This is a genomic window from Pseudomonas sp. Emmai (assembly GCF_055179735.1).
The window spans coordinates 3,710,547-3,724,056 of record NZ_CM143685.1; the positions used below are offsets into that span (position 1 = coordinate 3,710,547).

The 13,510-nt window shown below is 55.0% G+C and carries 12 protein-coding genes; 4 read left to right on the forward strand and 8 right to left on the reverse strand.

Annotated features, from left to right (window positions below):
• The first annotated feature begins 469 nt into the window (after window positions 1-469).
• Window positions 470-1,798, forward strand: coding sequence for a hypothetical protein (locus tag ACY4LX_RS17020; protein ID WP_463257153.1), 1,329 nt, complete (start codon window positions 470-472; stop codon window positions 1,796-1,798).
• Between the two features lie 126 nt (window positions 1,799-1,924).
• On the opposite strand, the gene ACY4LX_RS17025 is transcribed toward ACY4LX_RS17020, so the two are convergent.
• From ACY4LX_RS17025 to ACY4LX_RS17040, 4 genes are all read right to left on the reverse strand, one after another.
• Complete coding sequence (locus tag ACY4LX_RS17025) at window positions 1,925-2,698, reverse strand: SIR2 family NAD-dependent protein deacylase (RefSeq protein WP_463257154.1); 774 nt, start codon at window positions 2,696-2,698, stop codon at window positions 1,925-1,927.
• 163 nt (window positions 2,699-2,861) lie between these two features.
• A complete protein-coding gene (locus ACY4LX_RS17030) occupies window positions 2,862-3,668 on the reverse strand; it encodes a tetratricopeptide repeat protein (RefSeq protein WP_463257155.1) in 807 nt (268 codons plus the stop codon).
• The gene (locus ACY4LX_RS17035; RefSeq protein WP_463257156.1) at window positions 3,611-4,414 is read right to left on the reverse strand and encodes a hypothetical protein; all 804 of its coding nucleotides are present in this window, start codon (window positions 4,412-4,414) and stop codon (window positions 3,611-3,613) included. Before ACY4LX_RS17035 ends, ACY4LX_RS17030 begins: the two co-directional genes overlap by 58 nt.
• A gap of 331 nt (window positions 4,415-4,745) precedes the next feature.
• Window positions 4,746-5,363, reverse strand: coding sequence for a LysE family translocator (locus ACY4LX_RS17040; RefSeq protein WP_463257157.1), 618 nt, complete (start codon window positions 5,361-5,363; stop codon window positions 4,746-4,748).
• Window positions 5,364-5,428: 65 nt separating this feature from the next.
• On the opposite strand from ACY4LX_RS17040, the gene ACY4LX_RS17045 reads away from it, so the two are divergent.
• Entirely contained in the window at window positions 5,429-6,346 is a 918-nt protein-coding gene (locus ACY4LX_RS17045) for a LysR family transcriptional regulator (RefSeq protein WP_463257158.1), read from the forward strand.
• 88 nt (window positions 6,347-6,434) lie between these two features.
• Here ACY4LX_RS17045 and ACY4LX_RS17050 read toward each other — a convergent pair whose 3' ends face one another.
• The 4 genes from ACY4LX_RS17050 to ACY4LX_RS17065 form a co-directional block, all read right to left on the reverse strand.
• Window positions 6,435-7,547 (reverse strand): class II histone deacetylase, encoded by a 1,113-nt coding sequence (locus ACY4LX_RS17050; protein WP_463257159.1) that lies wholly within the window; start codon window positions 7,545-7,547, stop codon window positions 6,435-6,437.
• A 64-nt stretch (window positions 7,548-7,611) separates the two neighbouring features.
• The gene (locus ACY4LX_RS17055; RefSeq protein WP_463257160.1) at window positions 7,612-9,075 is read right to left on the reverse strand and encodes a purine-cytosine permease family protein; all 1,464 of its coding nucleotides are present in this window, start codon (window positions 9,073-9,075) and stop codon (window positions 7,612-7,614) included.
• 176 nt (window positions 9,076-9,251) lie between these two features.
• The gene (locus tag ACY4LX_RS17060) at window positions 9,252-11,039 is read right to left on the reverse strand and encodes a choline dehydrogenase (protein ID WP_463257161.1); all 1,788 of its coding nucleotides are present in this window, start codon (window positions 11,037-11,039) and stop codon (window positions 9,252-9,254) included.
• Between the two features lie 152 nt (window positions 11,040-11,191).
• Entirely contained in the window at window positions 11,192-11,551 is a 360-nt protein-coding gene (locus ACY4LX_RS17065; protein ID WP_007973008.1) for a cupin domain-containing protein, read from the reverse strand.
• Window positions 11,552-11,663: 112 nt separating this feature from the next.
• Between ACY4LX_RS17065 and ACY4LX_RS17070 the strand changes: the two genes are divergently transcribed.
• Together ACY4LX_RS17070 and ACY4LX_RS17075 are read left to right on the forward strand one after the other, a co-directional pair.
• Window positions 11,664-12,644: a LysR family transcriptional regulator gene (locus tag ACY4LX_RS17070; RefSeq protein WP_463257162.1), complete on the forward strand. Its 981-nt coding sequence runs from the start codon at window positions 11,664-11,666 to the stop codon at window positions 12,642-12,644.
• Window positions 12,645-12,940: 296 nt separating this feature from the next.
• On the forward strand, window positions 12,941-13,306 hold the full coding sequence (locus ACY4LX_RS17075) for a hypothetical protein (protein WP_429515342.1): 366 nt from the start codon (window positions 12,941-12,943) through the stop codon (window positions 13,304-13,306).
• The last annotated feature ends 204 nt before the right edge of the window (window positions 13,307-13,510 follow it).

Sequence of the window (13,510 nt, forward strand, 5' to 3'; positions counted from 1 at the left end):
CAAGAGGTGCGGTTGCCGTGGTTATCGATATAGTGGCAAGGCGCCATACTACATTTATCGCACACCTCAATGTAAACGCATAGATGGCCAGCTCATCGACCAGCTTGGTCAACAGCATGAACCGCTTGTGAAACACCTGTGCCTTGAAGCGCTCAGGCGTCACCAGGTTGGACTGGAATAGTTCAATGACCCGATTTTGCCCTCGCCCAGACCTTCGAAGCTTTTTGAAGTGGATTTCAGGGGCCTGCCTGGAGCGCAGTGGGCGCAGGAGCTGCTCACACTCTTCAGCACTGAAGTCACATGAGCCAAGGATGAACAATGGCTGATCAACCATCGTAATTACCAGTACCTATACCCTAGGATGTACGAATTGCAGACTTTGCTCAGTTTCACCATGAACGAGGCCAGATTGTAGAGCGATACGTGTTCATTTGTTCCAAGATAACTAACAGAGAGGAGAGATCAGGGAATGACTGTTAAAGGTGCAAATAGTTTTGGCCGGTTAATGGGGCACTTGGATCTAGGAGATTTTGCCAAAAGTGAAAAGCCTTTGGCTTTGGTGGGAGATCTATTTGGTGAGGACTGGCTGTCCACGAACGGTGGCCATCGGCTTCAAAAGCTATGGGCTAGAAAAGACATGCTGTCCAGCACAGAGCTCTTTGCGCTAGGGCGTGCAATCGAGAGACTGACTCCTGATCACTCGCTCTGGCTGAAGCGGGTAGCAAATGACATTATCAACCAACCCAAAAATGCTCACGGGTATCTTGCCGAAATAATGGTCTGCGCTTCGCTATCAGCGCCTGACGGCACAGTTTTTCCCGCATCGAAGGGGAATAAAGGGTTCGATTTGACGTTGACGATGCCCTCCCAGTTCAAGTACCACGTTTCGATAAAAAATCATGACATATCGGAGCATGAAGGGGTGTTTAGGGAGAAATGTGCCGCTCTCAAAGCCGTATTTGACAAGAAAATGAAAGAACTGAGAGTTCATGGCGCTCTGAGGGTTATTTCGGATCAATTTATTGAACCAACTGTTCTCGATGCGCTGGTAACTTGGGTTTCCAAGAAGATGAACGCGCCTGGATCGTACAAATGCCAGGGGGGGACTGTAAAAGTGTTCTTTTCTGAGTTGCATTCAACGGATGAGCGGCCATTAGCAAGAAACTTTTTTTCGAGCGATTTAATGGTTGTTGGTGGGTTCCACAGAAATGAGTTGGCTAATCAGAAATCGCGAATACTCAAGGCAGCAGCGAATCTGAAAAAGCACGTTTCTCCGTCACCTAACTCTTGTCGATTCGTCTGGATGAGGGTTCATTCTAGCGCGGATGTGGGTTTGATATCTGATGCAGTGAAGGAGTTGCTCATAAGTGGTATTTCTGGTGAAGATATTGGGTTCGATGGTTTTTTCATCGCACAGCCTTCAATCGTTCGAGAGAATGGTTCGAGTAGAGTGAACACCGTACTTTCAATCATCGAGGGCTCCCATGCTGGGCTGCAAGCTTCAAGAAAGCGGGGTGAAAAACTTTCCATTGAGGTTTTAGTAGGGGATATGAGTTTGGAGCCTTCCCGTGTACTGCTTCAGGTAGATGGGGAAAATATAGAGCTTTCGCCTCATCTCTATATTTATCAGGATAGTGATTTCTATGTGTTATCAAAAATAGAAAATGGCGTGGCCAGAGGTGATCTTACTTCACCTGCTTCCGGTGTGCGGAACCACAGCGTCTTCGATATAGACGGAGAAGAGATTGGATTAACTGGGCGATTGTTTCCCAGAGCGGAAGAGCTATTGATCTTCTAAGCTAAGCCGCTCGCTGGCCCCTTGCCTCTGCGGTCGGGCGCTGCCTCAGGAGAGCCATCTTAAGATGGCTAGTGTAGGTGGCGGGTGACTCAGTCCGCTTTACGCTGTTGCTTATCAACCCCTCTTCTAAAATCGTTGCGGTGACCTGTGTCGGTATGCCTCGCGAAGCAGGCTCTGCATCATCACCGAAGCAGGGCCTTGTAGAAAGTGCTCCTGACTGCTGATCTCGAACCGCACAGGATTGATGTGACCAACAGTCGCCCCTCGACCTAACGCACGCAGCGGAAGCTCAGCAGCCGGGTACACGATCCCTGACGTGCCAATCGAAAGAAAGACATCGCAGTCATCCGCAGCTGCGAGGCCTGTGCTCCACGCATCCTCCGGTAGCATCTCGCCAAACCAAACAACACCGGGCCGTACATACCCGCGACATGCACTGCAGCGTGGCGGCTCAACCCGACTTCCGCCCTCAGGCAGAGTTTCGGATGTGACGGGCAGCGCATACCCCAACCCGCAATCGATGCACCTAGGTGAATGTAGGCTGCCATGCAGATGGGTCACATCCTGGCTGCCAGCTCGTTCGTGTAGGTCATCAACATTTTGAGTCACTACGGTCAGCTTTGGCACATGGTTGGCAAGCTCGGCGATAGCGAGATGCGCCCCATTTGGCTGCGCCTGAATAACCTTCAGCCGGCGCCATTCGTACCATCCCCAGCAAAGGCTGGGGTCTGCACGAAATGCCTCAGGAGTCGCAAGCTGTGCAGGATCAAACCGCTCCCACAGCCCCGTCAAAGCATCTCGGAATGTTGGGATGCCGCTTTCTGCTGAGGCTCCTGCACCCGTGAAGACAACGATATGCTGATCCTCACGCAATCGCTTAGCGAGGGAACTGATAGTCACAAACTAACTCCCTGAGATGTGGCAATTGATCATCGCTCACGCAGCCTAGACCTGCAGCAGAATCCGAATGAGGCATGTTGAGTTTTTGAAGCTCCTCCCTCCCTGAGCGATTCGGAGGCTCTCCGCAATTTCAACTGCTACAAATATAATATTGCGAAAGCAATCAAGCCGAAGGTGGTGCTACGTTGGGCAACGTCGTGTCCGCCCAGCAAATCCTCGCTGACGGGCTTTTCGATGCTCGCGTGATGACTACTTCATCGCAGCCAACGTAGGCGCGCTGGGACGGCTTGGTTGCGATGGGGATGGGAAGGGCAATTTTTTGAAGCGCAAGGTAGGGGTATGTCTTAGCCATGGCTACCTCCATCTTCTCCCAGATATACGTAGCAAGCCTTCCACATGCTGAAAGCAGGTCCTTATGTTGTGACGTTATAGTAATTTCATCCTGGCAATTAGTAATGTGCGTCAACGCCGAGTGAAGTGCGTCTAGATTGTCTGCTTGCTTCACTAGGCTATGAGCCAGCGCATACCGGGCTTTTATGCGAGTGTTCTCGCTTCGGATGCACTCTTCATAAAGGGCTTGAGCATCAATGTCGGTTCGGCCCGGAATGAGCTTTTGGCTGATTAGTCTGGCGAACTCAAGCATGGCTTCTGGATATTTTTGCTCTGCCGCTTCGATTAGCCAGGCGATAGCTTTCGGGCGGTCATCGGCAAAAGCGTGACCTTGGTGATGCAGCGTGTACAAATGAAACTGTGCCTGCGGAAATCCAGCCTCTGCAGACTGAAGAGAGCATTCGAATGCAGCAATGAAGTTTATCGCGCCACCGATACCTCTCTCATGCATTTCACCCAACTGAGAAAGTGCTCCAGGGTGAGACTGCGCGGCAGCCTGCTGATACAGGTCTCGTGCGTATTCTAGATCTTGCTCGTATCGAGCCGACCCCCAAAAGTGGCAGTCGCCAATGAAAGCCAAAGCATCAGCAAGGTCTCTACCGCTTGCCTGCCAAACCCAATGCTCACCCTCTTGGCGTTTACCTTGAAATTCCTCGCCGTGGAGGCGCGCAAGGTAAGCTCCGTACTCATACATTGCCTCGACATGTGAACTGTCTGCGGCGAGTTTGAACCAGATATTGGCCTGATCAATGGATTTACGGGATGCAAAACCGTAACCGCATCAGCTCTGAACATCACCTCCGAGGTTTTCAGGGCATCAGCTTTTTCTTTGAAATGGATTCCTAGCGTGTAGCGTGCATCAGCATCTTCCTCGAAAACAGCGCTGTAGCTAAGTTCGCGAAGGTTGTGCTGGGTGAGTGGTGTGACCGTGTATTTAGGAGCCTCACCGAACACAGGATTCAGGGAATGAAGGTACTCAAGCAATTCGAGGGCAGCGGGCAGCGCCAGCCCAAGCATTTCAGTGAAGTCATGGGACGTAAAGCTAAATGCCTTAGGGTGAGCCGCAACATTCCCATTTTTTTGTAGGATGCGGAGCGGGTTCAGCACTCTGTGGTCTACCAGCCGCCTATCTCGCAAGTACGCAATCTTGCGGTCAAGATTCAGGTCTCTATTCATATTCGGAATTAGCGTTTCGCAGAACGCTCCGGCAAAGCTTCGCAAGAAGGTAACTGCATAACCCGGCGTCGAAGCACCTAGGTTCTTTGCCTGCTCGTACAGGTCGCCCAGTTGAGGGCTGACGCTGTGCGCAAACTCAATATCGTTCATCGTATGGCCGTAAGTGCAGTAGGGATTTACCGAAAGTGTCACCTATCCAGATCGGGGCATGGGAAGCGACCTAGAAGATACCCCTTGACGCATCAGTTGGTCACTGAGTCGCCCCGAGTTTCGTAGACGCCTTCAGGCCTCAATGGAGGTCGTCTAAACCAATGAGGACAGTCCGCTTTTGGCCGTTTTCCGCCGGTCGCGAGAGGCAGAAAACGGCCAGAAGCAGTCATTCAAACTGCCCAATTAAAGACTCATACACAAAAGAGTCAGGTCGAGAAACAACTCGAACATGCGGCGTGCTTGAAAGGCCCTGCGCAAGGGCTAATTCAACTCAGACTGAACGCTGAGCAATTGTCAGTAATATCCCGAAGCTCACGAGTAGGCCGCCAAAAACCCGGTCAATCCATTGTCGTGCAGCCACCAATTTCTCGCGCACCATTCCCGCTGAGAAGCAAAGCGCGACGAGGCTGAACCACATTGCGTGCGCCCCAGCGATAAACAGCCCATATGCAATTTGCATTGTCAGGGCGGTGTCCGGTTGTATTACCCCCATGAACAGACTGACGATGAAGATCGATGTTTTCGGATTCAACGCGTTCGTGAGAAATCCCGTCCGCAGAGCTGCCAGGTCGGACATGGCGGGTGGCGGTGCGTCTAGCTGTTCGATAGCCGGCTTGGAACGAAGCATTTGGATGCCTAGATAGACGAGATACGCAGCTCCAGCCAGCTTCAGCGCATTGAACAACCAAGGCGTTTGTTGAAGCATTAACCCTAGTCCGAGCAGCGTATAGCAGACGTGGACAAGCACCCCCATACCAATTCCTACAGCTGTGAGGACGCCCGCCCGTCGAGACAGCAGCAATCCGTTGCGAGAAACCATGGCGAAATCTGGCCCAGGACTGATGCATGCGAGTATTGTAATGGTGATTACTGCTATCCATTCGCTCATGCGACACCCTTCAATTATTGGTAGTAGAAAGCGATGTTTACAGATCCTGCTCTTTGGTAATAACGATGATTTCTGATGAACATAGTGACTTCAAATCACTAATCACCGAGGCTCGCCTGCCTTCTCTGCTCGCGTTGCGTTGCTTCGAATCCGCCGGACGGTTCGAAAACTTCGCACGCGCGGCTGACGAACTGCACCTGACACCAGGAGCCATAAGTCGAGCAGTGCGCTTGCTTGAAGAGGATCTGAGCGTTGACTTGTTCGAGCGGCGTAACCGAAGGGTTTTTTTAACTGACGCCGGCAAACGTCTGGCGAAAGCAGTTAGTGAAGGGCTTGGATTGATGAACCAGGCAGTTCGCGAGATACGCACCGACGCCCGTCGTACCCGTCAGCTTGTCCTGTCCTGCGAGCCAACGCTTTTAATGCGATGGTTGATTCCTCGCTGGAACGACTTCCAAACACAACATCGGGGGCTAGACATTCATTTAGTGGCCGGCGGCGGCATCTTTTCATTCGACCATGGCATCGACTTGGCCATTCGGCGGGACGATTTTCCTCGCCCCTCCGACTATCATGCTGAGACCCTATTCCCTGAGAAGATCGGCCCTGTATGCCGGCCGGAAAAGGTAGATCAATGGTTTGGCAAAAGCAGGAAATGCCTGCGTTCCTCGGCCCCGCTGCTTCAGACTAATAGCCGACCTACAGCTTGGCAGGAGTGGGCTACTGCAAAAGGACTGCCCGCTCCTGCCATGGAGATGCAATCTTTTGAGCACTTTTATTTCAGCATCCAGGCGGCTGTCGCGGGCCTGGGGGTGGCCATTGGCCCATGGCACTTGGTGCATGACGATATCCAGAGCGGCGTTTTAGCCGCGCCATTAGGATTTATTGAAGACGGCTCACGCTATTGCCTGTTATCTCCCACCCCCCCTCAGCCAGGCAGCTTGGAAATGGATTTACTTAATTGGTTGCAGACAGTGGGCTGAGTCTTGTCGAGGCGCAGCGCTTGTCAGCACTGGCGCCTCATCACCAAATGGCTCGCCCCCTTCGGTGGAAGGCTATTGAAATTCCCCGTTATCGCGCGCTCTTGGATCCATCAGGTACTCCCGAGAGAAGTTGTTCACACGCTCGTATCGCTGCGTCATGGTGCGGCAACAAAGCTTGTTCCGGAAGATTCGCGACTGTGTTCATCCATGGGTCCTCGACTGCGGTTCGCCGCCCTGCAAGTGTTTCAACCACGGCAAGACCGCAGAATGGTCCCATCAGCGGATCGTAGCCCCCCTCATGCACAGCGACGACCCGCGATTTGCACACTTCTTCAGCCAGATTCATCACCAGAGTCGTCAGCTCGCGATATGCCCCGGAGCACAAGAGTTGGCGGCCAAAGGGGTCCATCGCAGCGGAGTCAAATCCGCTCGCAATCACGATGAGATCCGGTTGAAAACGACGGACCGCAGGCATTACGACACGCTCGAACGCGCCCAGGTAAGCCCCTCGGCCCGACCCTGCGGGTAGTGGAATATTCAGGTTGGCACCCAGTCCGGGACCCGTTCCGATGTCTTGTACCTTTCCGCGGCCGATGGGGTAAAGGTCGTCCTGGTGAAGAGAGATCGTCAGCACCGACGGATCGTCATAAAAAAGGGTCTCGGTCCCGTTACCATGATGAACATCCCAGTCGATGACCGCGACTCGTTTCACCGCTCCTGTTTGCTGCAGATGGCGGATTCCGACCGCGGTGTTGTGGAATATGCAATATCCCATCCCCTGATTGGCAATCGCATGATGTCCTGGCGGTCGAATGAGCGCGTAGGCGTTCGTCACAGTACCCGATACGACCGCATTGAACGCCGAGATGACAGCGCCTGCTGCAAGTCTGGCAATCTCTGCCGACCCTGGTCCGACGGGCGTTTCACCGTCGCCTGCATCGCTCCATACAGGACCGGTCGGATTCAGGATTCGATCGACATACTCCGGAGTGTGTACCCGCAACAGATCGGACTCCGAGGCCTGGCTGAATGGTAACGGAACAAGGTATTGATCGAGGCCGCTTCGCTTGACGAGGCTTGCAAAGCGTCGCTTGGTATCGCCCTTCTCAGGATGGTCGATGGGTTCCTGCCACGGTAGGCTCCAAGCCCGCGTGTCATGAGTCATAAATCTTTCGTCCCAAATCCAGCCGGTTGTCGTCATGGTTTTAACTCTACTTTTTCGTGTCGATAGGGATAAGTTCTTTGCCCGAAACATCGGGCTGCCTTCATAGCTCGCCAGCTATTCCTTCTTTTTCCACCAGGCTTCGCTCGTAGCTCAAATCAAGAGTCCGAGATGTGAGCAAATAGAGGAGGCTGGCGACTACAAGACCTACAAACATCGAGATGTCGATATCACCCATCCGGTGAGCTATCCATCCAGTGAAAGGCTCGGTGACAAAAAACGGCACCATCGTCACCAGTGTTCCGATATAGGCGACGTTTCCTTGCCATCCCCATCGGCCGTAAATACCGGCCGGATTGAAGAGTTCGCGGATCGAATAACACCCCTTGCGAACGATATAAAAGTCCACCAGGTTTATTGCAGTCCATGGTGTGAACAGATAGGCCAGAAATACCAATACGTTGCCGTAGAAAACATTGAATTGTTCCTCCCCGACCATTGCCGCGACAACGCCTACGGACAGGGTCATCGCGACGATTGTGATGCCCCTTAAAAACAACGATGGCCGGACCCGACGGAAACAGTCAACGATCGAGATCAGGGTCAAGCTGCCTCCGTAAGCATTCAGCGCCATCACTACCAGAAGACCAATGAACAACAATGCGACGGCTATTCGACCACCTCCTGCCATCAGGGCGTCGCCACCTTGCGCGATCGCCATGATGACGGAAACGCCGGGGGTCGCTGCCGCGAGCAAGGAGCCAAGGCCGATCACCCATAGCGCTGATATCGCTGAAGGCAGATAGGTCCACAGGAACGACGATCGAGTGGAAACGGTGGGTGGGAGGTAGCGGGAGTAGTCCGATACGTATGGCGCCCAACCAAGCTGGAAACCTGCGACGATTACGAAGGTGGTCGCGAACGAATGCCATTGAATGGGCCCCGGAGTGAAAGCACCCGAAGGAATCCCGCCCCGCACCATCGCAGCAAAGGTGAGTATCACGACCGTCAAGGCCAGCGGTGCGACCAGGAATCGGTTAACTCGATGGATCCACCGGTAGCCATACAGCGCCAAGGTGCCGGCGATCAGTACCGCGATTGGGAACCCCCAGGAAGTTGGAATCCCGAGGAGGAAATGCAGACTCGATCCTGCAAGGATCGCGTCGGCGACGTTGTAGTTGAAGTAGTTCACAAAGGCGAAGACCCACACCGTGATCGCGGCCCCTAAAAATCCGAACTGTGCTCTGGACTGAACTAACTGCGGTAGACCCAGGTGAGGCCCCTGCGAGGAATGCAGAGCCATGAAAAGGGTTCCGAACAGTGATCCGAACACGGTGGCAACCAGAGTCCAGAACAGTGAACCGCCAAGCGCCAGTGTGGTAACGCCGGTAGCCATTGCGGTCAGGTTGATGTTGGCAACTAACCAGACCGCACCTAGATGTCGCACCGTGCCATGGCGCTCCGCCACCGGTACGAAATCTACAGAGCGCCGTTCCGCACCATCGAGTCGGCCCTGCTGAATGACAGGCGTCACCGTGGCTGTTTTCCCGTTTGATGTCGTTCCCATTTTCTTGTTTTCCTAATTGAGATTGATCGGGGCTGAATCACTGAGGCTTCATTCATCAAACTTACCGGGGCACCCTCCAATTGCTGGTCAATCGCAGTAACTTTTATTACCTGTACAGCTGAAAGCAGAAAGAAAGCTCGATTATGCGTAGCTTCGTTGCCCGGTAACGCTGTGACTCAACCCGCCACCATCGGCAGCTGTTGTCCCTTGGCATTTTCCAATAACGCGGCCGCTAGCCGATTTCGTTCGCCGGAATAGTCTCGGGTGATATTGGGGCCGCGTTGCCGGGTGGCCCATTGCGGATCTGCCAGTAACTCGGCGCCCTGCGCCTCCGGCAGGTGACGGCCACGGATCAGATCGGACAGCCGCTCGGCCAGCATCAGTGTTGGTGCCTGCAAGTCGCCAGCTGTGGCAGCGGGCATCAGCGAGGCATCTACCACCCGCAGCGCCTCCACGCCGCGCACCCGACCGTCGGGGAATGTCACCGCAGCTTCGTCGCTGCCCATACGACAAGTGCCGCAGGGATGGTAGGCGCTTTCCAACTTCTGCTTGAGAAAGGCATCTATGGCGGCATCGTCCTGCACTGCCGCGCCCGGGGCCAGTTCTCGGCCCCGATAAGGGGCGAAGGCCTGCTGGGCAAAAATCTCCCGCGTCAGGCGCACGCAGGCCCTGAACTCCGTCCAATCATCGCTATGGGTCATGTAGTTGAAGCGTACTCGCGGCAAACTTTCCGGACGGGCGTCACGCAGCCTGACCCAACCGCGGCTCTTCGAACGCTTTGTGCCGACATGCACCTGGAAGCCGTGTCCGGCGGCAAGTGTCTGCCCGTCATAGGAGATGGCCAGCGGCAGGAAGTGAAACTGGATGTCGGGATAAACGATGCCCGCCCGGCTGCGAATATGACCGCCGCTCTCGAAGTGGTTGGTCGCACCAGGCCCGCGCCGGGTAGCGAGCCATTCGATACCGATCCTGGCCTTGCCCAGAAGGCTCTGGGTGGGAAACAGGCTAACCGGCTGGGTGCACTCCATCTGGAGGTAGAGCTCCATATGATCCATCAGGTTTTCGCCCACTTCGGGTGAGTCATGGATCACCGCAATACCCTGCTGCGCGAGCTCCTTCGCAGGTCCCACGCCCGAGCGCTTGAGGATCACCGGAGACATGATGGCCCCAGCTGACAGGATGACTTCCCGCGTGGCCATGGCTCGGGCAGGCTTGCCCGCTACCGAAAACAGAACGCCAGTCGCTCGTCGGCCATCGAACATCACCCGGTCAACCAGGCCGCCCTTGATTACACGTACGTTCCCCCGGGCGATGGCAGGCCGCAGATAGGCCCGGGCAGCGCTCATGCGGCGCCCGTCGCAAACGTTCATTTCCATCGGTCCGAAGCCTTCGTGCTGCCGATTGTTCATGTTGTCACTTAAAGCGTAGCCGGCCTCGTTCCCGGCTTTGACGAAGGCCCGATAGAGTGGATTGGTTTCCGCCCCCCGCTTGATGTGCATCGGCCCATTGACCCCGCGCAGAGAGCCTCCGCCCTCGACGTTTTCCAGACGCTGGAAGTAAGGGAGCACGTTGGACCAGCGCCAGCCATCGGCACCCAGCGCCTCCCAAAGCTCATAATCCATGGGGTTTCCGCGAACCCAACACATGCCGTTGATCGACGATGAGCCGCCCAGCCCTTTGCCACGGGGCAGGTTCACTTGCCGCCCGTCCAGGCCAGGCTCCGGCTCGGTCTTCATGCCCCAGTTGAAGCGTTTGGTGTTCATCGGGATCGACAGTGCGGCCGGCATCGACACGAAGAGCGAGGCATCGCTGCCACCTGCCTCGATCACCAATATCCGCAGGTCCGGGTCTTCACCAAGGCGATTGGCCATAACGCAACCGGCTGCGCCGGCACCGACGATGATGTAGTCATAGCGCCCTTCGTCTTGCGGGCTGGATAACGATGTTTGCTTAAGAGTCGACATGGTAATGATTCCCACAGACGTAATGCTGGAGGCAGACCCATTCACCCCGCTCGGCAATGTCCGCGCCAGGTTCAGGGTTGGTTTAAAGGAGCGATTGCTCAGTTTGGGCTTTGCGATTGATTGTTATGACTCGCACCCAACTCTTCAGCTGGCTAACCGACAATCACATAAAACTTCAGCATCGGAACTGGCTGACGCCACACGCCACGAAACCCCTTGGGAACCAGAAAGGAATCTCCTTGGGTATAGGTTTCGCAGAAACCGTCTGCTTCGAGAGTGACCTCGCCCTCCAGTACCACCATGAACTCATCAGCCGGATAGTTCTCGTAACGCTCGGTGTAAGGTTCGCAGCGCCAGATACCCGACTTCACCGGTGGTTCGCTACGGCAGAAGTAGGCATGATCCAGGCCCATCGGACGGCCTTCGATCAGCTCGGCATGTTCCAGAGCCTCGTTCGGCAATTGCTGCCAGTCACTTGGGCCAGTCGAAGAAAAACGGATTGGTAGGAGCATTATGAAACCTCGGAATTGCGTGTTGGGGTTGACGTCCAAGCTAAAGTCAGGCTCCTATACGGGCAAGTGACAAGATTTCAGTCTGAGTCACTTCAGGTTACGGAGCGCCCCTTTGAGAAAACACCAATCGCTAACCGCGCTTCGCGCCTTCGAGGCCGTTGCCCGACTCAATAGCATTTCGTCCGCTGCGGAAGAGCTGCATGTAACGCGTCCAGCAGTGTCAAAACAGGTTACGCAGTTGGAGAGCGACATGGGCTGCCCCCTGCTCCAGCGTACGGGCAATGTGATCCGCCTGACTTCGGCGGGCCGCGAGTTGTTTGCAGCCCTGCAACAAGCCTTCGAGTTGATCCAGTTGACCACCGATACCATCAGCCGCCGGGCACGGCGGGGAGAGCATCTACGGGTGTTGGTCTGCCGTGACTTCGCGTCAAGCTGGCTGGCCGGCCAGGTTGGGAAGTTTCTGGTTGCCAATCCCGGGATATCCGTAGAAATCACCGCCGAAAACAACTTTAGCTTCCGCCTCGATGAGGATTTCGACTTCCGAATTTTCTATGGTATGCACGGAGTCAGGGCGGGCGGAGGGTTGGAAGAAACTGAGCTGTGCCGCTGGATCGACGTTCTGGTCTGCACCCGCGGCTTTGCAGAAACCTATTTAGGTGAGGGCCACAAGCCTTGCGAAGCGCCTTACCTGATCGATGCCAATTACGATGTCTGGGACGAGTGGTGCACCCTGACCGGGCTGGTGCCTGGCGGCCCGCGTCGCCAGCAGACAGTGTTCAATGAAACCACCCTATGCCTATCGGTTGCCGCATCAGGCGGCGGTCTGACCATCGGCGACAGCTTTCTTGCACTGCCCGCCATCCAAACAGGCGAGCTGATCGTCCCCTACCCACTGGGCCTGGTCAGCGCGCAGAGCTACAGTCTGTTCAAACCCAAGGCAAGACCGAACTCACCGGCTAGCCAAAAATTTGAGACCTGGCTACGCGGTGCGATAGATACCTACCAAGTGACAGTGCGACAAGCGCTCGCGGAAAAAGGCATTCGAGTAGTGGAGCGCACCGATGCTATCGACCAAAGCGCCCCTATCGGCTGAGCGCGCTGGACCGATTACGGAACTCACCGTTATTAGAGCGTCGTATACGGACTCCTCCTCGTTGCAAGCTTCCTTCGCTTTGGCGCCATGCAGCTTTGGGCAAATACCAACTGCTTGTAAACGTCTGCTTTTGGCCGATAGCCGTCCGTGACGAAGGGCCGCAATCGACCCATAGCTGCCTGTCGCCTAGGGCTCCAGTCGACCCTTGGTGGACATTCAGATGGAACCCTTTGTGCAGCCTGGTTTAAGGTTGACATGGACTGGAATGGATTTCTCACCCGAAGGACACGACACTTATGGAAATCGCTTTTTCCCTGATCAACGAGCGCTTGAACAATCGCCAATTCACAGTAGCCAACAACACCCAAGGCCTATCAGGTGCCGGCACGATATTTCATTACTTTGTCGAAGACGGTGCTATTACCAGCCGCTACCAAGGCGGACGGATACGAACAGGAAACCAGGTTGGTCGCGTGACAGGCCCCGATACCATTGAACTTCTCTTCCACTGTTCAACGACTGATGGAGAGCTTCTTGCCGGCTGGTCGCGTGGCACGGTGGGGGCTGATAAAGCTGGGCGCACGACACTCCACTTCGTTTGGGGGTGGTTGTCCGGTGCGACTGGAGGTGGTGAGTCTAACTATGTCGAGTTTGTCGAGTAGTTAAAGGCTTTACTTAAATAGGCAGGCACTCATCGACTGGCTGCGAGGCGCAGTCCCTGGACTGCTCATCCGCACCCGCGCGGCCAGTGAAGCACCATCGTTACAATGACAGGCAGACCGTGATGACTTCAGCTTTGAGTGTCCGCTTCAGGCCGTTTTCTGCCCGTCGCGAGAGGCAGAAAACGGCCAAAAGCGGTCAGTGAC